27 protein-coding genes and 1 other RNA gene are annotated in these 24491 nt (G+C 56.4%); 4 read left to right on the plus strand and 24 right to left on the minus strand.

What is annotated here, in order from left to right; translation table 11 throughout:
* The 17 genes from EUU25_RS04275 to ndhC are packed head-to-tail and all read right to left on the minus strand — an operon-like array spanning nt 1 to nt 15502.
* On the minus strand, nt 1–717 hold the full coding sequence (locus EUU25_RS04275; RefSeq protein WP_343032390.1) for a biotin--[acetyl-CoA-carboxylase] ligase: 717 nt from the start codon (nt 715–717) through the stop codon (nt 1–3).
* The gene (gene nuoN / locus EUU25_RS04280; protein ID WP_158898608.1) at nt 714–2156 is read right to left on the minus strand and encodes an NADH-quinone oxidoreductase subunit NuoN; all 1443 of its coding nucleotides are present in this window, start codon (nt 2154–2156) and stop codon (nt 714–716) included. Before nuoN ends, EUU25_RS04275 begins: the two co-directional genes overlap by 4 nt.
* On the minus strand, nt 2156–3721 hold the full coding sequence (locus tag EUU25_RS04285) for an NADH-quinone oxidoreductase subunit M (RefSeq protein WP_158898610.1): 1566 nt from the start codon (nt 3719–3721) through the stop codon (nt 2156–2158). The genes nuoN and EUU25_RS04285 overlap by 1 nt, the downstream gene beginning before the upstream one ends.
* Entirely contained in the window at nt 3721–5760 is a 2040-nt protein-coding gene (gene nuoL, locus EUU25_RS04290; protein ID WP_158898612.1) for an NADH-quinone oxidoreductase subunit L, read from the minus strand. The genes EUU25_RS04285 and nuoL overlap by 1 nt, the downstream gene beginning before the upstream one ends.
* A gap of 7 nt (nt 5761–5767) precedes the next feature.
* Complete coding sequence (gene nuoK / locus EUU25_RS04295; protein WP_143775500.1) at nt 5768–6073, minus strand: NADH-quinone oxidoreductase subunit NuoK; 306 nt, start codon at nt 6071–6073, stop codon at nt 5768–5770.
* On the minus strand, nt 6070–6690 hold the full coding sequence (locus EUU25_RS04300) for an NADH-quinone oxidoreductase subunit J (protein ID WP_158898614.1): 621 nt from the start codon (nt 6688–6690) through the stop codon (nt 6070–6072). Before EUU25_RS04300 ends, nuoK begins: the two co-directional genes overlap by 4 nt.
* A gap of 12 nt (nt 6691–6702) precedes the next feature.
* Complete coding sequence (gene nuoI / locus EUU25_RS04305) at nt 6703–7191, minus strand: NADH-quinone oxidoreductase subunit NuoI (protein ID WP_143775498.1); 489 nt, start codon at nt 7189–7191, stop codon at nt 6703–6705.
* Entirely contained in the window at nt 7188–8369 is a 1182-nt protein-coding gene (gene nuoH / locus EUU25_RS04310) for an NADH-quinone oxidoreductase subunit NuoH (protein ID WP_158898616.1), read from the minus strand. Before nuoH ends, nuoI begins: the two co-directional genes overlap by 4 nt.
* Complete coding sequence (gene nuoG, locus EUU25_RS04315; RefSeq protein WP_158898618.1) at nt 8366–10366, minus strand: NADH-quinone oxidoreductase subunit NuoG; 2001 nt, start codon at nt 10364–10366, stop codon at nt 8366–8368. Before nuoG ends, nuoH begins: the two co-directional genes overlap by 4 nt.
* Nucleotides 10367–10368: 2 nt before the next feature.
* Complete coding sequence (nuoF, locus tag EUU25_RS04320; protein ID WP_158898619.1) at nt 10369–11664, minus strand: NADH-quinone oxidoreductase subunit NuoF; 1296 nt, start codon at nt 11662–11664, stop codon at nt 10369–10371.
* Nucleotides 11664–11801 (minus strand): hypothetical protein, encoded by a 138-nt coding sequence (locus tag EUU25_RS04325; protein ID WP_158898621.1) that lies wholly within the window; start codon nt 11799–11801, stop codon nt 11664–11666. Before EUU25_RS04325 ends, nuoF begins: the two co-directional genes overlap by 1 nt.
* Nucleotides 11801–12469, minus strand: a complete 669-nt coding sequence (locus tag EUU25_RS04330; protein ID WP_158898623.1) for a complex I 24 kDa subunit family protein — start codon at nt 12467–12469, stop codon at nt 11801–11803. Before EUU25_RS04330 ends, EUU25_RS04325 begins: the two co-directional genes overlap by 1 nt.
* Entirely contained in the window at nt 12462–12644 is a 183-nt protein-coding gene (locus EUU25_RS04335; protein ID WP_158898625.1) for a hypothetical protein, read from the minus strand. Before EUU25_RS04335 ends, EUU25_RS04330 begins: the two co-directional genes overlap by 8 nt.
* Nucleotides 12641–13852, minus strand: coding sequence for an NADH-quinone oxidoreductase subunit D (locus EUU25_RS04340; protein ID WP_158898627.1), 1212 nt, complete (start codon nt 13850–13852; stop codon nt 12641–12643). The genes EUU25_RS04335 and EUU25_RS04340 overlap by 4 nt, the downstream gene beginning before the upstream one ends.
* Nucleotides 13849–14604 carry an NADH-quinone oxidoreductase subunit C gene (locus EUU25_RS04345; protein ID WP_158898630.1) on the minus strand — a complete coding sequence of 252 codons (756 nt, stop codon included), beginning with the start codon at nt 14602–14604 and terminating at the stop codon, nt 13849–13851. Before EUU25_RS04345 ends, EUU25_RS04340 begins: the two co-directional genes overlap by 4 nt.
* Complete coding sequence (locus EUU25_RS04350) at nt 14601–15137, minus strand: NuoB/complex I 20 kDa subunit family protein (protein WP_158898632.1); 537 nt, start codon at nt 15135–15137, stop codon at nt 14601–14603. The genes EUU25_RS04345 and EUU25_RS04350 overlap by 4 nt, the downstream gene beginning before the upstream one ends.
* On the minus strand, nt 15128–15502 hold the full coding sequence (gene ndhC, locus EUU25_RS04355) for an NADH-quinone oxidoreductase subunit A (RefSeq protein WP_158898634.1): 375 nt from the start codon (nt 15500–15502) through the stop codon (nt 15128–15130). Before ndhC ends, EUU25_RS04350 begins: the two co-directional genes overlap by 10 nt.
* A 192-nt stretch (nt 15503–15694) precedes the next feature.
* On the opposite strand from ndhC, the gene EUU25_RS04360 reads away from it, so the two are divergent.
* Nucleotides 15695–16237, plus strand: a complete 543-nt coding sequence (locus EUU25_RS04360) for a YbjN domain-containing protein (protein ID WP_158898636.1) — start codon at nt 15695–15697, stop codon at nt 16235–16237.
* A gap of 2 nt (nt 16238–16239) precedes the next feature.
* Here the strand turns inward: EUU25_RS04360 and EUU25_RS04365 are convergent, their stop codons facing one another.
* From EUU25_RS04365 to tkt, 7 genes are all read right to left on the minus strand, one after another.
* Nucleotides 16240–17058 carry an inositol monophosphatase family protein gene (locus tag EUU25_RS04365; RefSeq protein WP_158898638.1) on the minus strand — a complete coding sequence of 273 codons (819 nt, stop codon included), beginning with the start codon at nt 17056–17058 and terminating at the stop codon, nt 16240–16242.
* Nucleotides 17058–17621, minus strand: a complete 564-nt coding sequence (gene efp, locus EUU25_RS04370; protein WP_158898640.1) for an elongation factor P — start codon at nt 17619–17621, stop codon at nt 17058–17060. The genes EUU25_RS04365 and efp overlap by 1 nt, the downstream gene beginning before the upstream one ends.
* A gap of 80 nt (nt 17622–17701) precedes the next feature.
* Nucleotides 17702–18325 (minus strand): thiamine phosphate synthase, encoded by a 624-nt coding sequence (gene thiE / locus EUU25_RS04375; RefSeq protein WP_158898642.1) that lies wholly within the window; start codon nt 18323–18325, stop codon nt 17702–17704.
* Nucleotides 18326–18395: 70 nt separating this feature from the next.
* Complete coding sequence (locus tag EUU25_RS04380) at nt 18396–19283, minus strand: fructose bisphosphate aldolase (RefSeq protein ID WP_158898644.1); 888 nt, start codon at nt 19281–19283, stop codon at nt 18396–18398.
* A 78-nt stretch (nt 19284–19361) separates the two neighbouring features.
* A complete protein-coding gene (locus tag EUU25_RS04385; protein ID WP_158898646.1) occupies nt 19362–20558 on the minus strand; it encodes a phosphoglycerate kinase in 1197 nt (398 codons plus the stop codon).
* An 11-nt stretch (nt 20559–20569) separates the two neighbouring features.
* A complete protein-coding gene (gap, locus tag EUU25_RS04390; protein WP_158898648.1) occupies nt 20570–21577 on the minus strand; it encodes a type I glyceraldehyde-3-phosphate dehydrogenase in 1008 nt (335 codons plus the stop codon).
* An 11-nt stretch (nt 21578–21588) separates the two neighbouring features.
* Nucleotides 21589–23556, minus strand: a complete 1968-nt coding sequence (gene tkt, locus EUU25_RS04395; RefSeq protein WP_158898650.1) for a transketolase — start codon at nt 23554–23556, stop codon at nt 21589–21591.
* A gap of 226 nt (nt 23557–23782) precedes the next feature.
* Between tkt and EUU25_RS04400 the strand changes: the two genes are divergently transcribed.
* The 3 genes from EUU25_RS04400 to ssrS all read left to right on the plus strand — a co-directional run bounded on the left by EUU25_RS04400 (nt 23783) and on the right by ssrS (nt 24482).
* Nucleotides 23783–23974 carry a hypothetical protein gene (locus EUU25_RS04400; protein WP_158898652.1) on the plus strand — a complete coding sequence of 64 codons (192 nt, stop codon included), beginning with the start codon at nt 23783–23785 and terminating at the stop codon, nt 23972–23974.
* Nucleotides 23974–24300 (plus strand): cell division protein ZapA, encoded by a 327-nt coding sequence (locus EUU25_RS04405; protein ID WP_158898654.1) that lies wholly within the window; start codon nt 23974–23976, stop codon nt 24298–24300. Before EUU25_RS04400 ends, EUU25_RS04405 begins: the two co-directional genes overlap by 1 nt.
* A gap of 25 nt (nt 24301–24325) precedes the next feature.
* A non-coding RNA gene (gene ssrS, locus EUU25_RS04410) (6S RNA) lies at nt 24326–24482 on the plus strand.
* Nucleotides 24483–24491: the final 9 nt, after the last annotated feature.

Consider the following 24491-nt stretch of genomic DNA (forward strand, 5'->3'; position numbering starts at 1 on the left):
TTAAACTAGAAAAACATCGGCGGCATGAATGGCATGGATCGACCCATCCGCCAAGCGAAGCTGAAGTGCACCTTCTGCGGTCAACCCTGCGTAAAGTCCATCTTCACGGGCACCATCGGGTAACTGCACCGATAACGCCGTTCCGATGGGATGGGCCGCCTTTTGCCATTCGGCGGTCAATGCCTGCAGGCCATATTGTCGCCAGCGCGCCAACCAGATTGCCATGCTAGACGCCAAAATCTCGACGACGGCTTGCGGATGCGGTGGCAGGACGCCAAGTGCTTTCAGATTGGATGTCGCACGCCCCGGAATCTCGGGTGACGAGGTTAAATTGATACCGATACCAACAACAACCGCGTCACCCGTCCGTTCGAGTAAGATACCGCATAATTTGGCACCGTCTGCCGACAAAACGTCATTTGGCCATTTGATCTGCACGACGCATTCTGGTGCAATTTGGTGCAACGTGTCGCGCACCGCCAAGGCAGCAACAAACGCCAAAGACGGCGCCTGCGGATCGGTCGGTTGCAGGCGTACGATGGTGCTGGCGAACAGATTGCCAGCGGGGCTTTCCCAACTGCGTCCCATACGGCCACGACCGCCGTCCTGTGCATCAGCGCGAAGCCAAAGACCTTCCGGCGCGCCAACAGCTGCACGTTGCAGCAGGTCGGCGTTGGTCGACCCGGTTAATGCAACTTCTTCGAAAATGGGGTTCAGAAGAGCGCCCTTGCCGCTTGTGCCGACAGAGCCGCCAGAATAGGAATGGCGAGATAGCCTAGCGGCGACACCGCCGCAGCCATAATGCCGCCGGTCCAGCTCAAGACCGCATCGTCGGACGGTGCGATCACATCTGCCGGCTCGTCAAAATACATGACCTTGACGACCTTCAGATAGTAGAACGCTCCGATTACTGACGCCGCAATCCCGACCACGGCAAGCGGAAGCAAGTTTGCAGCCACAGCGGCCTGAAACACCACCAGCTTCCCCCAAAAACCGAACAACGGAGGAATACCCGCAAGGCTGAACATGAAGATGGCGAAGACGGCAGCTAAAGCGGGACGGGTTTTCGAAAGTCCAGCGATGTCGTCAAATGTTTCCCGATATGATCCGTCATGCGCTTTCAACTGCATCAGCACTATGAAGCTACCCAATGTCATGGCGACATAGATCGCAAGATAGACGAGCATCCCTGCAACACCCTGCTCCGTCCCGGCAGCCAAGCCGATGAGGATGAAGCCGATATTGTTGATAGAACTGTAAGCCAGAAGGCGTTTCAAATTCTGCTGCCCAATTGCGCCGACGGCACCGATGATGATCGACATCAGAGCCACGACGATGACAATCTGCTGCCAGACCATTGCTTCGTTTCCGAACGCCTCAATGACAATCCGGATCAGCAATGCGCTCGCCGCGACCTTCGGGGCGCTCGCGAAGAAGGCGGTTACCGGGGTCGGTGCACCTTCGTACACATCCGGTGTCCACATGTGGAAAGGCGCGGCGCTAATCTTGAAGGCCAAGCCGGACAGAACAAATACGATGCCGAATATCATTCCAAGGCTGATGTCGCCATTCAGGGCTGAACCGATCGCGCTAAAGCTGGTAGAGCCGGCAAAGCCATACAGCAACGACATACCAAAGAGCAAAATCCCGCTCGCCAAGGCGCCGAGTACGAAATATTTCAAACCTGCTTCGGCCGAACGTCCGTCATAGCGCGCAAAACTCGCCAGGACATAAGCAGCCAAACTGTTGAGTTCGAGCCCGATGTAGAGCGTCACCAGATCCGTCGCCGACACCATGATGCCCATGCCAGTGGCAGCAAGCAGGATCAGTACGGGATATTCCGCACGCATCGCACCCATTTTTTCTAGGAAACGCGGGGCGATCATCAGCGAGATGGCGGCGGCGAAGTAGATCAATATTTTGGCAAAATTGCCAAAGGCATCGTTGCCGATCAGACCGTCAAACGCCAAGGCATCGGTACCTGCCGCCATAAACTGGACTACATAGGCACCAGCGCCAACCAGCGCAGCAACGGCCAAGATACTCGCCAACCGGCCAGCTTCGCTCCGCCATGCAGAAAGAAGCAGCAAGACCAGAGCGGAAAAGCTGAGAATAACCTCGGGACGAACGAGGAAAAGTGAAGCATTAAGGTCCATTAGTGGTGGCTCCCCTCAGCCTTGTTCTTTTCTTCGCCATGGCCCCCGACCCGATATTTGGCCGTGGTAGGATCATTGGCCTTCAATTTGCTGTCCCCAGCAGGTGCCGCACGTTCAATGCGAGCGACAATCGTTGCAACATCGCGGCGGATCGGAGCCAGGAAACTTTCGGGATAGACGCCCATCCAGAGCACAGCCGCAGCGATCGGCGCGAGCAACCACATCTCCCGACCATCAATGTCAGACATTGCCGCCGCATCGGCGTTTTTCTGTTCGCCAAAGGCAATCCGGCGATAGAGATACAGCATATAGCCCGCACCCAAAATGATGCCTGTTGTTGCGATCAAGGTCGCCCAGGTCGAAACCTTATAAGCCCCCGCCAGCGACAGGAACTCGCCCACAAAGCCACTGGTTCCTGGAAGCCCTACGCTCGCCATTGTGAAGAGCATGAAGAGCAGTGCATATTTGGGCATATTGATGCTCAACCCACCATAACGGTTGATTTCGCGGGTATGCAGCCGGTCATAGATCACCCCGACGCACAGGAACAACGCGCCCGAGACCAGACCATGGCTCAACATAACGATAATCGCGCCTTCAATACCTTGCTGGTTGAAAGTGAACAGACCCACGGTCACAATTGCCATATGGGCGACGGACGAATAGGCGATCAGCTTCTTCATATCGTTTTGAACAAGCGCAACGAGCGACGTGTACACCACGGCGACCATCGACAGGCCGAAAACCAACGGAATGAAGTCCGCGCTCGCTTCCGGGAACATCGGAAGCGAGAAACGCAGGAAGCCATATCCGCCCATTTTCAGCAGGACGCCCGCCAAGATCACCGAACCGGCGGTCGGCGCCTGAACGTGGGCATCCGGCAACCATGTGTGGACCGGCCACATCGGCATCTTTACGGCAAAGCTCGCAAAGAACGCCAGCCAGAGCCATTTCTGCGCCTCGACCGGAAAATCGGTATTAAGCAACGTCGGTATGTCCGCGGTTCCGGCGGTCTGGATCATCCACAACATGGCGATCAGCATTACGACCGAGCCGAGAAGCGTGTAGAGGAAGAATTTATAAGAGGCGTAAATCCGCTCTGCCCCGCCCCAGATGCCGATGATCAGATACATCGGGATCAGGCCGGCTTCAAAGAAGATGTAGAATAACAGCAGATCCTGGGCCGCAAATACGCCAATCATGAGCGTTTCCATCAGGAGAAACGCGGCCATATACTCACCAACACGCTTTTGTATGGCGTGCCAGCTAGCCCCGATGCAGATCGGCATCAGGAATACCGACAGCATGATGAGCGTCAGGGAAATGCCATCAATGCCCAGTTTCCAGCCTATGGGGCCAAACAACTGAAGGCTTTCCACAAACTGCCACTGCGCACCTGCGGGATCATAGCTGACCCACAACCAAGCGCCCAATGCAAGATTGAATAGAGTTGCGCCTAGCGCCAGCAGACGGGCGGTTTCGGCGCGCGCAAACAGACAGGCGATTGCGGCCACCATCGGGATAGCTAGCATGATCGAAAGAATTGGGAGTGCTGAGGCGTTCATTATGCTTTCACCATCATCCAGCTAACCGCCGCGACAAGGCCCAAAAGCATGACCAGTGCATAGGTGTAAAGATATCCCGACTGCATCCGCACAGCCATGCGGCTGCTGAAGTTCACCAACGCGGCGGAACCATTGGGACCATATTTATCAATGATACCAATGTCCCCCTGCTGCCAGAAAAGGCGGCCGAACCAAAAGGCCGGACGGACGAAAATCAGGTTATAGAGCTCGTCAAAATACCATTTGTTGAGGAAGAAACGGTAGAGAGGAGCGAACATGGTTGCCACCTTGTGCGGTGCATCGTCGGAGCGCTGGTACATCAGATACGCAATGGCAAGACCGGTCAGCATCGCCACCGTTGACGACAATTTCACCCATAGCGGCACTTCATGCATCGCATGCATCAAATGCTCGTTGAAATAGAGCGTGCTGTTGGCCCAGAATTCCTTGCCCGTTTCCGCTTCAATAAAGCCACCGTGGAACAGAAAGCCTGCAAAAAGAGCGCCGAGGGTCAAGACACCCAACGGAATAAGCATAGGCAGCGGGCTTTCGTGCGGATGATATCCAGCGGTGCCGTCTCCATGGTCCCCATGTCCGCCATGATGGGCGTGATCGTCTCCATGATGGTGATCGTCATGAACGGCGTGCTGGATATGCTCCGAGCCTGCCCAGCGCGGCTTTCCGAAGAAGGTCAGGAACATCAGGCGCCAACTGTAGAAGCTGGTCAACAATGCGGCGATAACGCCAATGGCAAAGCCATACATATGGTAAGTCGATCCGCTGGCAAAGGCAGCCTCAATAATGGCGTCCTTGGAATAGAAGCCCGCAAATCCACCGACACCGACTATGCCCACCCCGGTAATGGCGAGCGTTCCCGCCATCATTGCCCAAAAGGTCAGCGGGATATGTTTCCGCAGGCCGCCATAATAGCGCATATCCTGTTCATGGTGCATCGCATGGATCACCGAACCTGCGCCCAAGAATAGCAACGCCTTGAAGAATGCATGGGTAAACAGATGGAACATCGCGGCGCCATAGGCACCGGTGCCGGCGGCGAAAAACATATAGCCGAGCTGTGAGCAGGTCGAATAGGCGATAACGCGTTTGATGTCGGTCTGGACCAGACCCACTGTCGCGGCAAAAATCGCGGTCGTTGCACCGACAATCGTGACGACGTTCAGCGCAAACTGGCTTGTTTCAAACAGCGGCGACAAGCGGCAAACCATGAACACGCCAGCGGTCACCATCGTCGCGGCGTGGATCAGCGCCGACACAGGTGTCGGGCCTTCCATCGCGTCGGGGAGCCATGTGTGCAGGCCCAACTGTGCCGATTTACCCATCGCGCCGATGAACAGAAGAACGCAGAGCAGGCTCATCGTGTCCACGCGGTAGCCGAGGAAACCTATGCTCGACCCTACTTTGTCCGGCGCATCTGCGAGGATATCGGGGATCGAAACCGTGCCGAATAGCCAGAAAACGCCAAAGATACCGAGCATGAAGCCCAAGTCACCAACGCGGTTGACTACAAACGCCTTGATCGCAGCCGCATTGGCGCTGGGTTTCTTGTACCAGAAACCAATCAGCAAATAGGACGCAAGGCCGACGCCTTCCCACCCGAAGAACATCTGCACCAGATTATTCGCGGTGACCAGCATGAGCATGGCGAACGTAAAGAGCGACAGATAGGCAAAGAAACGCGGCTGGTCTGGATCTTCCTCCATATAGCCCCAGCTATACAGGTGGACGAGCGCGGATACGGTGGTGATAACCACAAGCATGACCGCGGTGAGCGCATCGACGCGCAATTCCCAGTCAAAGGCAAGCGCACCGGACTGGACCCAGGTCATGACCGGTTGGACATATGCCTTTTCATCACCCGTCAGGAAGCCGATAAAGATCGGCCAGCTCAAAAGGCAGGCTGTAAACAGGCCGGCGGTCGTGATCGTCTTGGCCGCAACCGCACCGATAAAACGCTGGCCAAGACCCGCGATCAGCGCTGCCAAGAGCGGCAGGAAAACGATGATATGTATCGAAGTCACTGGATGTTTACCCCTTCATCCGGTTGACATCGTCAACGGCAATGGTGCCGCGACCACGGAAATAGATAACCAGAATGGCAAGCCCGATGGCCGCCTCGCTGGCCGCGACGGTCAGCACGAACATCGCGAAAATCTGCCCGGTCAGATCGCCCAAGAAAGCGCTGAACGCCACAAGGTTGATATTCACAGCGAGCAAGATCAACTCGATCGCCATCAAGATGATGATGACATTCTTGCGGTTCAGGAAAATGCCGAGCACGCCCATCACAAACAGGATGGAGCTGACCACCAGATAATGTTCGATGCCTATCACAGTTCGACCCCCTGCCCGACCGGTTGATTCACGTTGCGCGTAGCATCCTGTGGACGGCGCATATTCTGGCTGTTGATATTCTGGCCCTTTGTTCCGTGACTACGGCGGTGGGTCAGAACAATCGCGCCCACCATGGCGACGAGCAGGATCAAACCGGCACTTTCGAACAGGAAGATATATTTGCTGTAGAGCAGATTCCCGATCGCCTCGATATTCGGTACGCGGTCGGACACCGTTGCCGGTCCAGCTTCTGGAATGCCAAGTTTGACCGCACCGGCGCGATAGGCACCGACGCCGAGAATGAGTTCCGCCACCAGCACCACCGCCAGCAGTAGCCCAAGCGGTACGTTTTTGACAAAACCGGCCCGCAATTCGGCAAAATCAATGTCGAGCATCATCACGACAAAGAGGAACAGCACAGCAACCGCGCCGACATAAACAATGACAAGCAGCATCGCGATAAATTCCGCGCCGATCAGAACCATCAGTCCCGCCGCGTTGAAAAAGGCGACAATCAGCCACAGCACGCTGTGCACCGGATTGCGTGCAAAGATCACCATCGCAGCGGACGCGATGAGGATGCTGGCGAAGAGGTAAAATGAGATGACCTGAATCACAATCCGCGCCCCTTATCGATAGGCCGCATCGGCGGCAAGGTTCGCAGCAATCGCGCGTTCCCATTTGTCGCCGTTGGCGAGCAGCTTGTTCTTGTCATAGAGAAGCTCCTCACGCGTTTCGGTGGCATATTCAAAATTCGGCCCTTCAACGATGGCATCGACGGGGCAGGCTTCCTGACAGAAACCGCAATAGATGCATTTCGTCATATCGATGTCGTAGCGCGTGGTCCGGCGGCTGCCGTCTTCACGCGGTTCGGCCTCGATAGTGATTGCTTGCGCCGGACACACTGCCTCGCACAGCTTGCACGCGATGCAACGCTCTTCACCATTGGGATAACGCCGCAGCGCATGTTCGCCTCGGAAACGTGGGCTAAGCGGGTTCTTTTCAAACGGATAGTTCACTGTTGCCTTGGGCTTGAAGAAATATTGCAAGGTCAGCCAATGCGCCTTGACGAACTCCCACAGGGTGAAGGATTTGATGAGATGGGCAATGGTGGTCATTTACTGGCCTTTCCAGCCACATTCAGTTCGCTTCTGCAGATGCCATCCCAACGGTTGGCAGGCTTTTCCGCCGTGTAGGTTTTGCCCTTCTCAACGTCAGTCACTTGGCTGATGTACATGCGTTCACTGTCTTTGCAGTCATATCGTGTCAGCATCAAATATCCGCTCACCAGAAACATCCAGAACAGCGAGATCGGTAGGAATATTTTCCAACCCAGACGCATCAGTTGGTCATAGCGGTAGCGGGGAACAGTGGCCTTTACCCAGGCGAAGATGAAGAACATCACGAGGATTTTGGCGAAGAACCAGATGATACCTGGTACCATATAGAGGGGCGCCCAATCGACCGGTGGCAGCCATCCGCCCCAGAAGAGGATCGCGTTCAGCGCGCACATCAGCAGTACATTGGCATATTCGCCGAGCCAGAAAAGCGCGAAGGCCATCGACGAATATTCGGTCTGGTAACCGGCGACCAGTTCGCTTTCCGCCTCAGTCAGATCGAATGGCGCGCGCGCGGTTTCGGCCATCGCACTGATAAGGAACATGACCGCAATAGGGAACAGGAGCGGGTTCAGGGCATAAGCGTTGATGAAGCCAAGCACATGGCCCTTCTGCCCTGCAATGATGCCGCCCATGTTAAATGTGCCCGCCCACAGAACAACGCAGATCAGGATAAAACCAATGGAGACTTCATAGGAAATCATCTGCGCGGCGGCGCGCATCGCGGAATAGAAGGGATATTTGGAGTTGGATGCCCAACCCGAAATCACGACGCCGTAGACGCCCAGACTGCTGATAGCGAGGATGTAGAGCAGACCGACATTGATATCCGCAAGCACGACGCCATCGCCAAAGGGAATAACCGCCCAGGCCATCAACGCCACAGTGAAGGTGATGATCGGCGCGATCAGGAACAGGCCCCGGTTCGACGCGCTTGGAATGATCGTTTCCTGCAGGAACACCTTCAAACCGTCGGCGAAGGACTGCAAAATTCCGAAGGGACCGACTACGTTTGGACCACGACGCAGCGCAAAGGCAGCCCAAAGCTTGCGTTCGCCATAAATGATCAACGCCACAGCGAGCATCAACGGAAATGCAATTAGCAAAATTCCCGCGATGGTCGCGGTAAACCACGCACCTTCATAGGACATGCCGAGAGATTGGAAGAAAGAGGTCATTCCGCAGCCTCCAGAAACTCTTCACCATGCACCAATTCGGCCGAGCAACGTTGCATCGTCTCCGACGCGCGGCAGATGGCATTGGTCAGGTAGAAATCCTTCACGGGATAGTCGGCGATCTTGCCGCTGACGGTGGCGGACAGCTTGGGTTCGCTCCAGCCATAATTGGCCAGACCTTCGACGCCGAGAGCGGGAGCGGCTTTTGCCATTTCGGCGCGCAACGCGTCGAGGCTATCGAACGGCAAACGCTTGCCGAGCACATCGGAAAGCGCGCGGAAAATCGCCCAATCCTCACGGGCATCGCCGGGCGGGAATACCGCACGTTCGCCGCGTTGGACGCGACCTTCGAGGTTCACATAAGTGCCGGACTTCTCGCTATAGGCTGCACCGGGTAGGATAACGTCGGCATGCCGCGCGCCCTGGTCGCCATGGTGGCCCACATAGACTTTGAACGTTTTGGCAAAGAGGCTATAGTCGACTTCATCCGCGCCGAGGAAGAAAGCCAGTTTTGGCGCTTTCGCGGCCAAAGCCTTGATGCCACCTTCATAGGCGTAGCCCAGCATCAGGCCGCCCATGCGGGCTGCCGCGAAATGGAGGACGTTGAAGCCATTCCAGCCATCGCGCACCAACTTGTATTTCTTGGCAAAAGCCAACGCTGCGCCATGCACGCCCTCATACCGCAACGCGCCACCGCCGACGATGATCGCAGGACGCTCAGCCGCCTTCAATGCATCGGCCAACGCCTTTGGCGCTTTGGTAAGTGTCGATAGATCGTCACCCAGCCACTCGACCTTATAGGTCAGGTCGGTCACCGGACCGATCGCAAAAACCTTCGCGCCTTTTTTGCGGACGGCCTTCTGCACGCGAGTGTTCACTAGCGCGGCTTCGCGGCGCAGGTCGCTGCCCACGAGCAGGATGATGTCGGCATTTTCAATGCCGGCGATGGTTGTATTGAAATTGACAGCGCTCAGTGACGAAGTGTCATAGGCAAGACCGGTCTGACGCCCTTCGAGCATCGCTGCACCTGCCAGTTCACGTGCTGCGAACATCGTTTCGCAATCGACCTGATCACCGGCAAGCACTGCGGCTTCGCCCGACCAATGTGCCTTCACGGCGTCGAACGCCTCGGCCCAGCTTACGGCGACCAGCTTACCGTCCTTGCGGACATAAGGCTTGTCGAGGCGACGATGGGTTAGGCCATCGACAGCGTGACGGGTTTTATCCGACGCCCATTCTTCATTCACATCATCGTTGATCCGCGGCAAAGCGCGCAGCACGGCGCGGCCACGGCTGTCGAGACGAATGTTCGTGCCGACCGCATCCATGACGTCGATGCTCGGTGTTTTCTTGAGTTCCCAAGGACGGGCTTCGAACGCATAGGGTTTCGATGTCAGCGCGCCCACGGGGCATAGGTCGACCACATTGCCGGACAATTCGCTGGTCACCGCACGCTCAAGATAGCTGGTGATCTGCATATTCTCGCCGCGACCAATCGCGCCGATTTCCTCAATGCCGGCGACTTCTTCGGCAAAGCGGACGCAGCGCGTGCACTGGATGCAGCGGGTCATCACCGTCTTGACGATAGGGCCCATATATTTCTCAGTCACCGCACGCTTGTTTTCGTCATAGCGCGAGGCACCCCGGCCATAGGCCACAGACTGGTCCTGCAAATCGCATTCACCGCCCTGGTCGCAAATCGGGCAATCGAGCGGGTGGTTGATCAGGAGGAATTCCATCACCCCTTCCCGTGCCTTTTTGACCATCGCACTGTCGGTCTTAATAATCTGCCCCTCGGTCGCGGGCAGTGCGCAGCTTGCCTGCGGCTTGGGCGGACCGGGAGCAACCTCCACCAGACACATGCGGCAATTGCCCGCAATGGACAGCCGCTCATGATAACAGAAGCGCGGGATTTCCTTGCCCGCAAGCTCGCACGCCTGCAGCACGGTCGCGCCAGCGGGGACTTCGATTTCGAGGCCGTCTACAGTGACTTTAGGCATAACTACTCCGCCGCCTCCAACATATTGTCACCATGCTTCTCCGCAATCCGACGCTCCATCTCTGGGCGGAAATGCTTGATGAGGCCCTGGATCGGCCAAGCTGCTGCGTCGCCGAGCGCGCAAATGGTGTGGCCTTCGACCTGTTTGGTAACTTCATATAGCATGTCGATCTCGGACGCCGCCGCATCACCGGTGCGCATACGTTCCATCACACGCCACATCCAGCCTGTGCCTTCACGGCACGGTGTGCACTGGCCGCAGCTTTCATGCTTGTAGAAATAGGACAAGCGCGAAATGGCGCGGACGATGTCGGTGGACTTGTCCATTACGATGACGGCCGCAGTACCAAGGCCGGAGCCAACTTCCTTGCAGCCGTCGAAATCCATCGGCACGTCCATCATCATGGCCGCCGGAACCAGCGGAACCGAAGATCCGCCGGGGATCACCGCGAGCAGATTGTCCCACCCGCCGCGCACGCCGCCGCAATGCTTTTCGATCAGCTCACGGAAAGGAATGCTCATCGACTCTTCGACGACGCAGGGTTTTTCGACATGGCCCGAAATCTGGAAAAGTTTCGTGCCATGGTTGTTTTCACGGCCAAAGCTTTTGAACCACGCGGCACCGCGCCGCAGGATGGTCGGAACCACCGCGATGCTCTCCACATTATTCACGGTCGTCGGGCAGCCATAAAGACCGGCGCCTGCCGGGAATGGCGGTTTCAGGCGCGGCTGGCCTTTTTTGCCTTCCAGACTTTCGATCATGGCGGTTTCTTCGCCGCAAATATAGGCGCCCGCGCCGCGATGGACGAAGACGTCAAAATCATAGCCCGATTTGGCGGCATTTTTGCCAAGCAGACCGGCGGCATACGCCTCGGCCACAGCCTTTTCGAGAACCTTGGCTTCGAAAATATACTCGCCACGAATGTAGATATAGGCGGCGCGTGCGCGCATTGCGAAACCGGCGATCAGCGCACCTTCGACTAGCTTGTGCGGATCGTGGCGGATGATTTCGCGGTCCTTGCACGAACCGGGCTCGGATTCATCGGCGTTGATGACGAGGAAGTTGGGACGCTCGGGCGTCGGGGCTTTGGGCATGAAGCTCCACTTCATCCCCGTAGGGAACCCTGCCCCGCCGCGCCCACGCAGGCCGGAAGCTTTCACTTCTTCGATAATCGCATCCTGCCCGACCTTCATCAGGGCGGCAGTCTTGTCCCAATCCCCACGCTTCTGCGCTGCTTTCAGGCCGAAATCCTGATAGCCATAGAGGTTCGTAAAAATACGGTCTTTATCGTGGAGCATCAACCCAATCCTCCGAGCATGAACCAGGCACCGCCCGCAATAATCAGACCGATTACCGCCAGCTTAATGATGCCCGTCAGCAGTTTCCAAGCGACGAATGCGGCGACCAGAACGCCGACCAAGGGGAGCCATTCCATTACCACTCACCCCGATAATCATGGTTCTTGTCGACCATCGCCTTCAATGTCGTCGGACCGCCATAGGGCTCCACCGTATGCCGTCCGGGCAATTGCGTCCCAATTTTGGGCTGCTTGCCGTCGGCAAGGTCGCCCAGAATTGCGGTCATGCTGTCATAATCGAGATCTTCGAAATTATCATCGTTGATCTGGACCATCGGTGCGGAAGAGCAGTTGCCCATGCACTCGACCTCGGTCAGCGTGAACAGGCCGTCAGGCGTGGTCGCGCCTTTGACAAGGCCGCGGTTTTTGCACGCCGCCATGATATCGTCCGACCCGCGCAGCATGCACGGCGTCGTTCCGCACACCTGTACATGATAGCGGCCAACCGGCGCGAGATTGTACATCGTGTAGAAGGTCGCAACCTCATAGGCGCGCATATAGGGCATGCCGAGATATTGGGCGACATATTCAATGACCGGGACCGGCAGCCAGCCCTGCGTCTTCGTTTCTTCCCCGACCTGCCGCTGGGCAAGGTCCAGCAGCGCCATAACCGCCGATTGCTGACGCCCAGCAGGGTAGCGGCCGATATAGATATCAGCTTTCTTCTTATAGTCGGGCGAGAAAGCAAAATTGCCCCACTTTGCGCGGGTTTCTGCTTCGTCAGGGATATGTGCTGCGTCAGCCATGTCGTTCCTTACGTCCCCAAATTCGTCCGGCATAAGCGCCAAAGGCCATTGCCGCCCCGGTCGAACCGAGTTCTTTCACATTTACGTGGCTATGAAACAGCCAAAGATAGGTCGCCACCAGTGCAAATGACCCGAAAAGGGCAGCCGCGATGAACAGGACTTCTCTCAAGATCACCGGTCACACTCCCCGAACACAATGTCGAGCGCGCCCAAAATCGCGGTCGTGTCGGCCAGCATGTGCCCACGCGACATGAAGTCCATGGCTTGCAGATGCGAGAAAGCCGTCGGGCGGATTTTGCAGCGATAGGGCTTGTTGGTGCCATCCGACACCAGATAGACGCCAAACTCTCCCTTGGGGCTTTCGGTGGCGACATAGACGCTGCCCGCCGGAACCTTGAAGCCTTCGGTATAAAGTTTGAAATGGTGGATCAGCGCTTCCATGCTCTGCTTCATTTCGGCGCGCTTGGGCGGGACGATCTTGCGGTCGTCGCTGCACACAGGGCCTTCGGGCATTTGCTGGAGGCATTGTTTCATGATGCGGATCGACTGGCGCACTTCCTCGACGCGGACCATGAAGCGGTCGTAGCAATCGCCGCGTGTGCCGACGGGAATGTCGAAGTCCATCTTGGCATAGACATCATAAGGCTGGCTTTTGCGGATATCCCAGGGGATGCCCGCCGCGCGGATCATCGGACCGGAAAAGCCCCATTTGATGGAGTCTTCTCTGGAGACGATGGCAATATCGACGTTGCGCTGTTTGAAAATGCGGTTGTCGACGACAAGCTTCATCGCGTCTTCGAACAGGCGCGGCAGACGGTCGTCGAGCCATTCGCCAACATCGGTCAATAGCTTCAACGGCACATCCTGATGCACGCCGCCGGGACGGAACCATGCGGTGTGCATACGCGCGCCACTGGCGCGTTCAAAAAAGCCCATGCAATCTTCGCGTGCTTCGTAAAGCCAAAGGCCCGGAGTCATCGCGCCGACGTCGAGCGCATGGTGCGCGATGTTGAGCAGATGGTTGGAAATGCGAGTCATTTCCGCGAAAAGCACCCGCAGATACTGCGCGCGCAACGGCACTTCGAGGTTCAGCAGCTTTTCGATCGCCAGCACATAGCTATGCTCCATCGCCAGAGGCGAAGCATAGTCGAGCCGGTCGAAATAGGGCAGCGCCTGCAAATAGGTCTTATATTCGATCAGCTTTTCGGTGCCGCGGTGCAGCAGGCCGATATGCGGATCAAGCCGCTCCACGATTTCACCGTCCAGTTCCATGACCAGACGCAAAACGCCGTGCGCTGCAGGATGCTGCGGACCGAAGTTAATCGTGTAATTTTCAATGACCTCGTCACCGGTGGTGGGGGCCAGATCCTGTTGAAGGTTCATTCTTTCACCGCCTTCGGTTTCCGCACCGTACGCTTTTTAGCTTCCACATTGGCTGCCGCTCCGGCGCCGGTCTGCGATGGCTTTTCTGTCGTTTTGGGATCATTCACCTGCGGCGGTGTGCCACGCGGCGGTTCGTTTGATTTGATCACCTTCTCATCGCCGGGCAGTACATAGTCCGCACCTTCCCATGGCGAGAGGAAGTCAAAGCTGCGGAAATCCTGCGCCAGCTGCACCGGCTCATATTTCACGCGCTTTTCTTCTTCGGAATAACGCAACTCGACATAACCGGTCAGCGGGAAATCCTTGCGTTGCGGATGCCCGGTAAAGCCATAATCGGTCAGGATGCGGCGGAGATCCTCATTGCCAGAGAACAGCACGCCATACATATCAAACACTTCACGCTCCAGCCAGCCAGCGACTGGCCAGATGCCGGTCACCGACGGAACAGCGACATCTTCGCTGGTCGTGACATGCACGCGGATGCGGTGGTTCTTAGTCAGGCTGAGCAGGAAATATACGACTTCAAAACGCGGGTCGCGGTCGGGCCAGTCGACACCGGCAATTTCCATCAGTTGCTGATATTCGCACTCGTCGCGCAATTGGGTCAAAACACCCACCAGCGAATCCCGCTTCACATGCAGCGCGAGTTCGCCATTATCCTCATCAACGCTGACAAGGTCTTTACCCAGCAGCTTCTTGATTGCAGCAACCGTGCCCTTGGGCTTTTCAATATGTGGGGCTGGATGTGTCACCGTTCCAGCGTCCCTACCCGGCGGATTTTACGTTGCAATTGCATGATACCATAGAGCAGCGCCTCGGCGGTCGGAGGACATCCGGGGACATAAATGTCTACAGGTACGATCCGGTCGCAACCGCGCACGACGCTATAGCTGTAATGATAATAGCCACCGCCATTGGCACAGCTGCCCATGGAGATGACATATTTGGGTTCCGACATCTGATCGTAGACCTTGCGCAATGCAGGCGCCATTTTGTTGCACAGCGTACCAGCAACAATCATGACGTCGGACTGACGCGGGGATGCGCGCGGCGCGATACCGAAACGTTCAAAGTCGTAGCGCGGCATATAGCCGTGGATCATCTCGACCGCACAGCAGGCCAGACCAAAAGTCATCGGCCACAACGAACCGGTCCGCGCCCAGTTGAACAGATCTTCTGTCGATGAAACGACAAAACCTTTGTCGTTCACTTCGCTTTCAATATCCTTGAAGAAACCGGAATCAGGAACGGACGCGTCCGCCGGTGTCTGTGCGATTACTCCCATTCGAGGGCTCCCACTTTCCACGCATAAATAAAGCCAATGACCAGTTCGAAAAGGAACAGCATCATGGTGCCCCAGCCAACCCAACCTGTTTCACCAAGGCTGACTGCCCATGGAAAAAGGAACGCAGCTTCGAGATCGAAGATAATGAACAGGATGGCGACAAGGTAAAAGCGCACGTCAAACTGGCTGCGCGAATCTTCGAATGCGGGAAATCCGCACTCATATTCCGCCAACTTTGCCTCTGTCGGCTGGTGCGAACCGGTCAGGCGCGACACACCCATAGGCAAAAATACAAAGGCCGACGACAGGGCAAGCGCCACAAATAGGAATAATAAGATCGGCAAATATTGCGATAAATCAGTCATAACAGACTCGCTTTGGCCCCCGTAAACGTGCCGCGCTTTTAGGGGCAAGGTCCGGCTACCGCAAGGGCGGAAAGCCAGATTTTGTGGGCTTTTTTCAATTATTTTTTGCGCGGTGCCGTATCGATTTTGATCCAAGATGGACGCATTGAATCAGCAACCTTGTTTTAGGAGGAAAAGAATGGAACACCGGCCATGAAAGCTGCTCGGGAGGAACAGGTGCTTACAAAGTTTTTTACGATAATTGCGTTGGCCGGGGCGGCAACCGCAACGGCGCATGCCGAAGACACACCCGCGCCGCCCGCCACGACGGAAGCGGCCATATCCGAGATGATGCCCTGTTCAAAAGTTCGCACAAACACCGGAACACCCGCCTCCACCGAAAATGCACTGAACAATTATCGACTGAAATTCGAAAAAGTCGATGATGCCTCTTTCAAAGTGTTTGATGGCGAACTGTTTTACTACATCGATTTTTACAAAAATGACGAAGGGTTCCACAGCCTGGCGTTCAACATCAGATTCGAGAAAATCAAAGTCGGAATGAAAGAAATTAACGAGTGGAACGAAAAACGGCGCTTTACCCGTGCCTATTTAACCAAAGACAAGATGGCCGTTCTCGAAATGGACCTTAACATGGAATATGGCGGCATGGCGGACTGCCAGTTTCAGGATAACCTATATGTCTGGCTAGACTCGCTCGGCCGGTTTCACGACACGATTTACAAGATGAACTGACCCTATTTCAGCGCGCCGACGAGCAATTTGTGCAGCTTGCTGTGCAAAATGTCATTTGCAGCAAGAACCTGCGTGTCCGCGATATGCGGGCTGCGTCCCCGATAGTCGGTTACAAAGCCCCCTGCTTCGCGCACCAACAGACACCCAGCCGCCGTATCCCACGCCGAAAGACCGCTTTCCCAAAAGCCGTCATAACGTCCGGCGGCAAGCCATGCCAGATCCAGGCTGGCGGCACCAAAACGGCGGATACCGGCGACTTGCGGACCTATAGAAGCGTAAATTTTGCCCCATTCGTCAAAATCGCCATGGCCCTTATAGGGAGTGCCGGTGGCGATCAGCGCTTCATTAAGTTGCCGGCGTGCCGAAACGCGCAGACGGCGGTGGCCGAGCCATGCGCCCTTGCCACGTTCTGCCCAAAAGCTTTCGTCGGTGATCGGGTTATAGACCAGACCTGCAAAGATATCGCCCCAACCGGAACCATCCGGCTTGGGATCCTGTACCGCGATGGAAATCGCGAAGTGCGGGATACCGTGCAAAAAGTTGCTTGTGCCGTCGAGCGGATCGACGATGAAGCGCGGCTTTCCATCCGCACCCGCAATCTCGCCGCCTTCTTCCAAAAGAAAGCCCCAATCCGGACGGGCAACTTCCAATTCGCGAAAGATAGTATCTTCGGCGCGCTCATCGGCTTTTGAAACAAAGTCAGCCGGTCCCTTTTGCGAGACCTGCAAATGCTCGATTTCACCGAAATCGCGGCGAAGCTTGCCACCCGCCTTGCGAGCCGCCTTTTCCATGATGGTCAAAAGACCGGTCAATGCTGGCATTAGTCGGCCTTCCGGACATATTCCCGTTCGTAAACGTCAACAACGATCCGCGTGCCCGAGCTGATAAAGGGCGGCACCATGACGCGCACACCATTGTCGAGGATGGCAGGCTTGTAGCTGGACGAAGCGGTCTGGCCTTTGACGACCGCGTCGGCCTCCACAACGGTTGCCTCGATCTGGTCGGGCAAGGCCACCGAAAGCGCCTCTTCCTCATACATTTCCATGACGACATCCATGCCGTCCTGCAAAAAGGCGGCAGCATCGCCCAAAAGGTCACTTGGCAGTGTCACCTGATCATAGGTTTCCTTGTCCATGAACACGAGATTGTCGCCCTCTGCATAGAGGAACTGGAAATCTTTCTGGTCGAGGCGGACGCGCTCAACGCTTTCGGCCGAACGGAAACGAACGTTGTTCTTGCGGCCATCGCGCAGGTTTTTGAGTTCGACTTGCATATAGGCACCGCCCTTGCCCGGCTGGGTATGCGCGGTCTTTACCGTGCGCCACAGACCGTTTTCATATTCAAGGATGTTACCCGGCTTGATTTCAACCGCGTTGATTTTCATGGAACGAACTCGCTAACAAATGGAAAGAGCAGACACGCGCCGCGTGCCGTTGGTGGCGGCCTTTAACGGGCGCGACCGAATTAGGCAAGCAGGGCGTTAAACGCTTTTACCGCTTCGGCGGGACCTTGGGGATGATTCCACACCGCACCGGACACCGCCAGAAAATCGGCACCCGCCTCAATAAGCGGCTTTGCATTGTCCGGCGTAATTCCGCCGATGGCGACGCATGGGATTTCCGTCACCAGCGTCCATTTCTGAACGGTATCGAGTTCGGCGATATGCTCGACCTCTTTGGTGTTTGTCGGGAAGAATGCGCCAAAGGCTACATAATCCGCACCGGCCTCAGCCGCTTCCATCGCCAGATGGCGGCTGTTGTGGCAGGTTACGCCGATCTGGGCGTCACGGCCCAATTGTTCACGGGCATCCCGCGCATCGCCATCACCCTGCCCCAGATGAACGCCATCGGCTTTCAAACGTTTGGCCAGTGATATGCTGTCGTTGACGATGAAGGCGACGTCATGCCGTGCGCAGATTTCCTGCAGCGGTGCTGCCAAGGCAGCTGCCTCATGCTGGTCGATGCCTTTGACCCGGAACTGGAACGCCGCAACGGGTCCGGCCGACAAGGCCTGTTCAAGTTTTTCAGAAAACGCCCCGCTAACATCGAGCGGGGAAATGAGATAAAGCTGGCATCCAATGTCGGTCATGCCGCGCCTTTAGCGAGGGTTTAGGCTGGCGGCAAATGTCTTACGCATCACCGCCAGCCCCTCTCCAACCTCAGGTCGCCGAAGCGGCGGCAATCTCGTCAATCGCACCGCCAAGCGAGGCGTCGAATTCGGCGTCGGTCATCTGGTGACGCAGGTCTTCCAGCAACGCGCGCGAGAAGCTTGCAATGATGCCCTGGTTCTTCGCCAATTCCACGCATGCTTCTGGGCGGGCAAATCCGCCGGACAGCGCAACGACACGCAATACGCGCGGATGCTGTACCAATGGATCGAACAGTCCGGCTTCGGCCGGGATCGACAGCTTCAGCATAACCTTGTGGTCACCCGACACATTGTCGAGAGCCTTCAGGATTTCGTCACGCAGGATCGCGTCGCTTTGCGCACGGTCCGCACTTTTGATGTTCACTTCAGGTTCGATGATCGGCATCAGGCCATGACCTAAAATCTGTTCCGCAACTTCAAACTGCTGCTTCACGATAGCCGCGATTCCCGTGGGCGACGCGCTATTGATGACCGAACGCTTCTTGGTGCCGAACACGCCCTTTTCCCGGGCGCGGGCCAACAAACTGTCGAGTTCCGGCATCGGCTTCATCATCTGCACGCCGTCGGCTTCGTCTTCCAGGCCCTTGTCGACTTTCAGAAATGGAACAACACCGCGTTCCCACAAGGCTTCCGGAACAGGCTTGCCTTCTGCTGTACCGTCCATAGTGCGTTCGAACAGGATCGCGCCAATCACCTTGCCGTTGGCAAAGCTGGGCGATGTGATGATGCGGGTCCGCATGTCGTGGATCAGACCGAACATTTCCTCGTCATTGCCGTAGGCATCTTCTTCGATACCATAGCCACGCAACGCCTTTGGGGTCGAACCACCGCTCTGGTCAAGCGCGGCTATAAAGCCGGCGCCATTGGCGATCTTGTCGAACATTTTGGGATCGTGCATTCTCAATTCCTAATCTTTCCAGTTTGCATACGTATGCAAGAGCACAATAAAAAAAACGGGGCAATGCGCCCCGTGGGGTTAATCCGTTTGAAGCGCATCGACTCCCGGTAAGGGTTTGCCTTCCATCCATTCGAGAAACGCACCACCAGCGGTCGAAATAAAGGTGAAATCATCGGACACACCAGCATGCGCCAGAGCTGCGACGGTATCACCGCCACCGGCAACCGAGATAAGCGAACCTTCTATGGTCAACGCGGCGGCAGTCTTTGCCAACGCCACGGTTGCCTTATCAAAAGGTTCAATCTCGAACGCGCCCAAGGGGCCATTCCAGACCAGCGTCCTGCAGGTCTTCAAAACATCGGCGAGCGCTTCGACAGCGGCAGGACCGACATCCAAAATCATTTCATCGGCTGCAACTTCATGCACATTCACGATACGGATTGGCGGATTACTGCGGAATTCGACTGACGTCACGACGTCATAAGGCAGATGGACAGTGCATCCCGATGCATCCGCTGTTTCCAAAATGGCGTTCGCAGTGTCCGCGAGGTCATGTTCGCACAGCGACTTGCCCACATCGATACCGCGCGCCGCCAAAAAGGTGTTGGCCATTCCGCCACCGATGATCAGGTGATCGACCTGCTTTACCAGATTGTTGAGCACGTCCAGCTTGGTAGAAACCTTCGCCCCGCCAACAACTGCTGCCACGGGATGTTCGGGATTCCCCAAAGCCGCTTCCAGCGCCTTGAGTTCGGCCTCCATCGAGCGACCGGCATAAGCGGGCAATATATGAGCTAGCCCTTCGGTCGACATATGCGCCCGGTGGGCTGCAGAGAACGCGTCATTCACATAGAAATCGCCATTTTCCGCAACAGCCTTGGCCAGCTCGGGATCGTTCTTTTCCTCGCCTGGCCAAAAACGTGTGTTCTCAAGCAGTGCGATGTCACCATCTGCAAGGATACCAACCGATTGCCGCACCACATCACCCGCGATTTCGGGGACAAACATGATTTCACGCCCGACAACTTCCTGCAGCGCATCGAGCACCATGGAAACCGACATTTCGCTATGCTTTGCGCCCTTTGGACGACCAAAATGCGCCAGAAGCAGCACTTTAGCACCCTTGTTGCTCAGTTCCAATACGGTTGGCAGCAAGGCGCGCAGGCGCATGTCATCGGTGACACGGCCGTCGGCCATGGGGACGTTCAGGTCAACCCGCACCAGCGCGCGCTTGCCCTTGATATCCCCAAGATCGTCCAAAGTGCGAAATGCCATGGTTTCAGCCCTTACAGCAGTTTGCCAATGACGCCGGCTGTATCTACCATGCGGTTGGAGAAGCCCCATTCATTGTCATACCAGCTCAAAACGCGAACCAGTTTGCCGTCAATGACCGCTGTTTCCAGGCTATCGATGGTCGAGCTCGCCGGGCAATGGTTATAGTCGATCGAAACCAGCGGCTCGTCAGAATAGGCCAAAACGCCCTTCAGTGCGCCTTCCGACGCCGTCTTTAGCAGTTCATTGACCTCTTCCTTGGTGGTATCACGCTTTGGCGTGAAGGTCAGGTCGACGATGCTGACATTGGGCGTCGGCACGCGAATTGCCGAACCGTCCAGCTTGCCCTTCAGTTCGGGCATAACCTCACCCACCGCACGGGCAGCGCCGGTGGTGGTGGGGATCATCGACATGGCGGCGGCACGTGCACGGCGCATGTCGTCGTGGATCTGGTCGAGGATTTTCTGGTCATTGGTATAGCTGTGGATGGTGGTCATCAGGCCACGCTCGATACCGATGGCGTCGTTCAGAACTTTCGCGAGCGGCGCAAGGCAGTTGGTGGTGCAGCTTGCGTTGGAAACAATCACGTCTGCAGCGGTCAAAACATCGTGGTTGACCCCGAAAACGACGGTTTTGTCGACATTTTTCCCGGGTGCCGAAATCAGCACGCGCTTGGCGCCCGCAGCCAGATGCTTTTCGGCACTGGCACGATCCGTGAAGAAACCGGTGCATTCCAGCGCAATATCCACGCCATTGGCGGCGTGCGGCAGATTTGCAGGGTCACGCTCGGCAGTCACATGAATGCGCTTGCCGTTGACGATGATGTCATTGCCATCCGCTTCGACGGTGCCGGGGAACGGGCCATGCACGCTGTCGCGCTTGAAAAGCAGGGCATTCGCCTTTGCCGGCGCCAGATCGTTGATGGCGACCAGTTCCAGGTCATGGTCGTCGCGCTCAAGTATCGCACGAGCAACCAAACGGCCGATGCGGCCAAATCCGTTAATAGCTACTTTGACAGTCATATATGCTCCTATCAGCCTAATTTGGCGATGATTTGAGGGGTAATTTTGTCGGCAGAGAAACCAAAATGGTCCATCAGAACCTTGCCCGGGGCCGATGCGCCAAAGCGATCAAGGCCGATGTGGAGACCGTTGGACCCGGTAATATCGCTCCATCCAAAGGTCGTACCGGCTTCGATCGAAACACGCAGCGTGCCATCGTCCGGCAGCACATCGTTGCGGTAGGCGGCATCTTGCGCCAGAAAACGCGTCATGCTGGGCATGGACACGACGTCCGCGCCGATACCTTTGGCTTCCAGTTGCGCCGCAACTTCGGTTGCGAGTGCCACTTCTGATCCGGTGGCAATCAAAACGACCTTACGCGCTGTTCCGGCAGTCTGGATGCGGTAAGCGCCCTTGGCCGACAAATTGCTGTCGACCGACGTGCGCACCATTGCCAGATCCTGACGCGAGAGTGCCAAAACAGACGGCCCATCTTTGCGTTCCAGCGCGAGTTGCCAGCATTCTGCCACTTCGATGGCGTCGCAGGGGCGGAAAACCTCGAGGTTCGGGATCATCCGCAGGCTCTGCAGCTGCTCGACCGGCTGATGCGTGGGGCCGTCTTCGCCCTGCCCGATGCTGTCATGGGTCAGCACGTAAACCACCCGCAGCCCTTGCAATGCCGACAGGCGAATTGCGGGGCGGGCATAGTCCGAGAAGATCATGAACGTACCGCCAAAAGGTACGACGCCGCCGTGCAAGGCCATACCGTTCATCGCCGCCGCCATGCCGAATTCACGGATGCCGTAATAGATATAGCGGCCCGAATAATCGTCTTTATTCAGAGGCTTGGTAAAAGATGTTTTGGTATTATTGGAACCAGTCAAGTCGGCAGAACCACCCAACAGTTCGGGAAATGCCTCGGTCAACGGTCCTAAAGCCATTTCCGAGGATTTGCGCGTTGCCGCCTTGGGCAGGTCCACCGCGAGTTGCGCCTTATAGGTCGACATCGCCGCTGTTGAATCGACATCGCCTGTCATCCGGCGCGTGAATTCTGTTTTTTTCGAGCTATTTGAAAGACGATCCTGCCATTCACTCTTAGCAGATGCACCTTTGGCACCCAATGCGCGCCAAGCCGACAAAATGTCCTCGGGTACTTCAAACGGGGCGCTATCCCAGCCCAGTTGCTGGCGTGTCGCGGCGATCTCTTCGTCGCCCAGCGGAGATCCATGGACCTTGGAACTGCCCTGCTTATTGGGGGCACCATAGCCAATAATCGTGTGGCAGGCGATCAGCGACGGCCGCGGGTCTGCGACGGCTTCTGCCATCGCACGTTTGATATCGTCAAAATCATGACCGTCGCATTTCACCACATGCCATCCGGTGGCGGCATAGCGGGCCGCGATATCTTCGCTTGACGACAGATCGACTGCACCGTCGATGGTGATCCGGTTATCGTCCCACAACACATTCAAACGACCGAGGCCAAGATGTCCGGCCAAACCAATCGCCTCATGGTTTATGCCTTCCATCAGGCAGCCGTCGCCAGCAACAACCCATGTTTTATGGTCCACCAGATCGTCACCGAAAACCGCATTCAAATGCCGCTCGGCAATCGCCATGCCCACCGCCATCGCCAGACCCTGCCCCAAGGGCCCGGTCGTGGCTTCCACACCTTCCAGCTCGAAATTCTCCGGGTGACCCGCGCAAGGGCTGTGCAATTGGCGGAAATTGCGGATGTTATCCATGGTCGGCCGCGCATAACCGGTCAGGTGCAGCGTGGCATAGGCCAGCATAGATCCATGTCCTGCCGACAGCACAAAACGGTCGCGGTCTGGCCATTTCGGGTCGGCGGGATCGAATTTTAGAAAGTCGGAATAAAGAACTGTCGCAACGTCTGCCATGCCCATCGGCATTCCGGGATGCCCGCTATTGGCAGCTTGAATAGCATCCATAGCCAGTGCGCGAATTGCATTGGCCATCTGCCGTTGGTTGACAGTCATCTATCTCATTCCCCTTTAACGACCTGATTGCCTCCAAAAAATCGACGGATATTGAAGCAGGCCGTGCTGTTCCGAGTCGCGCGTGGGCACCCTTTGCGGAGCGAAGGTGCAGGCGTCAAGCCATAGGCGGCTGATTTGCGCAACTACGGGGCTATTGTCTCAATAGGAAGCGCATTTGCTAAATAGTTTTAATTTGCTAAATTGCAGTAAGTAACGGGAGTAAAATATGCCCCAGCAACAACTAATTTTGACCATAGGCCGGATTGAGCGGGCGCTTTCGCGGCTGGAACGGATTCCATCGGGCGTTCAGACTGCGGCGCGGGATTCGGATCTGCTGGAACGGCATGAGAAGCTGAAGGCCGAGACACGCGCCGCAATTGGCGCGATTGAAGACATCCTTGCAGGACGTACAAGCTGATGGCCGACGTTCGTTTGATGGTCGCTGGCCGTGAATATATCGTGACCTGCAAAGATGGCGAAGAACCCCGGCTGCAGACATTGGGCAGCATGGTCGATGAAATGGCGCGCGAGGCGGGCGGCGCTTCGGGCGGCCTGAACGAAAGCCGGCTGCTTTTATTTTCAGCCTTACTGCTCGCCGACAAATTGCAGGACAGCCGGAATGTCGGATCAAATATGGCGGCTCATGCCGATTCCAACGACAGCAACAGTTATGATCAGGCGCTTGCCACCCTCGATAAACTAGCCGATCGGCTCGAAGCACTTGCGGATAGACTTGAGGTATAGGTCCACAAGGCCTATATAGTGCTTGGCGGGACTGCACGGCACGAACTGATGAGAACATCCCTGAGGCGATTATTTATCTAAGGGAGCTGTCCCTGTTTGGACCGTGGTCCAGACTAAACGGCGCCCACCTGACGTTTTGGCGTCAGAGGATATTCCGGGAAACGACCCATTGTGGTTCCGCTAACCCTTTG

The organism is Sphingorhabdus lacus, from assembly GCF_009768975.1.
Taxonomy (GTDB): domain Bacteria; phylum Pseudomonadota; class Alphaproteobacteria; order Sphingomonadales; family Sphingomonadaceae; genus Sphingorhabdus_B; species Sphingorhabdus_B lacus.

Bases quoted from the DNA above. Each gene is read 5' to 3' on its own strand.
- tkt (WP_158898650.1), bottom strand. From the start codon at position 23,556: ATGACTGTCAACCAACGGCAGATGGCCAATGCAATTCGCGCACTGGCT.
- EUU25_RS04325 (WP_158898621.1), bottom strand. From the start codon at position 11,801: ATGGAATGGCTCCCCTTGGTCGGCGTTCTGGTCGCCGCATTCGTCGCT.
- ndhC (WP_158898634.1), bottom strand. From the start codon at position 15,502: ATGACTGATTTATCGCAATATTTGCCGATCTTATTATTCCTATTTGTG.
- EUU25_RS04340 (WP_158898627.1), bottom strand. From the start codon at position 13,852: ATGAACCTTCAACAGGATCTGGCCCCCACCACCGGTGACGAGGTCATT.
- efp (WP_158898640.1), bottom strand. From the start codon at position 17,621: ATGAAAATCAACGCGGTTGAAATCAAGCCGGGTAACATCCTTGAATAT.
- EUU25_RS04350 (WP_158898632.1), bottom strand. From the start codon at position 15,137: ATGGGAGTAATCGCACAGACACCGGCGGACGCGTCCGTTCCTGATTCC.
- EUU25_RS04380 (WP_158898644.1), bottom strand. From the start codon at position 19,283: ATGCACGATCCCAAAATGTTCGACAAGATCGCCAATGGCGCCGGCTTT.
- nuoN (WP_158898608.1), bottom strand. From the start codon at position 2,156: ATGGACCTTAATGCTTCACTTTTCCTCGTTCGTCCCGAGGTTATTCTC.
- thiE (WP_158898642.1), bottom strand. From the start codon at position 18,325: ATGACCGACATTGGATGCCAGCTTTATCTCATTTCCCCGCTCGATGTT.
- EUU25_RS04365 (WP_158898638.1), bottom strand. From the start codon at position 17,058: ATGCCAGCATTGACCGGTCTTTTGACCATCATGGAAAAGGCGGCTCGC.
- EUU25_RS04405 (WP_158898654.1), top strand. From the start codon at position 23,974: ATGGCCGACGTTCGTTTGATGGTCGCTGGCCGTGAATATATCGTGACC.
- EUU25_RS04400 (WP_158898652.1), top strand. From the start codon at position 23,783: ATGCCCCAGCAACAACTAATTTTGACCATAGGCCGGATTGAGCGGGCG.
- nuoG (WP_158898618.1), bottom strand. From the start codon at position 10,366: ATGCCTAAAGTCACTGTAGACGGCCTCGAAATCGAAGTCCCCGCTGGC.
- EUU25_RS04285 (WP_158898610.1), bottom strand. From the start codon at position 3,721: ATGAACGCCTCAGCACTCCCAATTCTTTCGATCATGCTAGCTATCCCG.
- EUU25_RS04330 (WP_158898623.1), bottom strand. From the start codon at position 12,469: ATGGCTGACGCAGCACATATCCCTGACGAAGCAGAAACCCGCGCAAAG.
- nuoI (WP_143775498.1), bottom strand. From the start codon at position 7,191: ATGACCACCATTGCCCATCTCATCAAATCCTTCACCCTGTGGGAGTTC.
- EUU25_RS04360 (WP_158898636.1), top strand. From the start codon at position 15,695: ATGAAAGCTGCTCGGGAGGAACAGGTGCTTACAAAGTTTTTTACGATA.
- EUU25_RS04385 (WP_158898646.1), bottom strand. From the start codon at position 20,558: ATGGCATTTCGCACTTTGGACGATCTTGGGGATATCAAGGGCAAGCGC.
- nuoH (WP_158898616.1), bottom strand. From the start codon at position 8,369: ATGACCTCTTTCTTCCAATCTCTCGGCATGTCCTATGAAGGTGCGTGG.
- nuoF (WP_158898619.1), bottom strand. From the start codon at position 11,664: ATGCTCCACGATAAAGACCGTATTTTTACGAACCTCTATGGCTATCAG.
- gap (WP_158898648.1), bottom strand. From the start codon at position 21,577: ATGACTGTCAAAGTAGCTATTAACGGATTTGGCCGCATCGGCCGTTTG.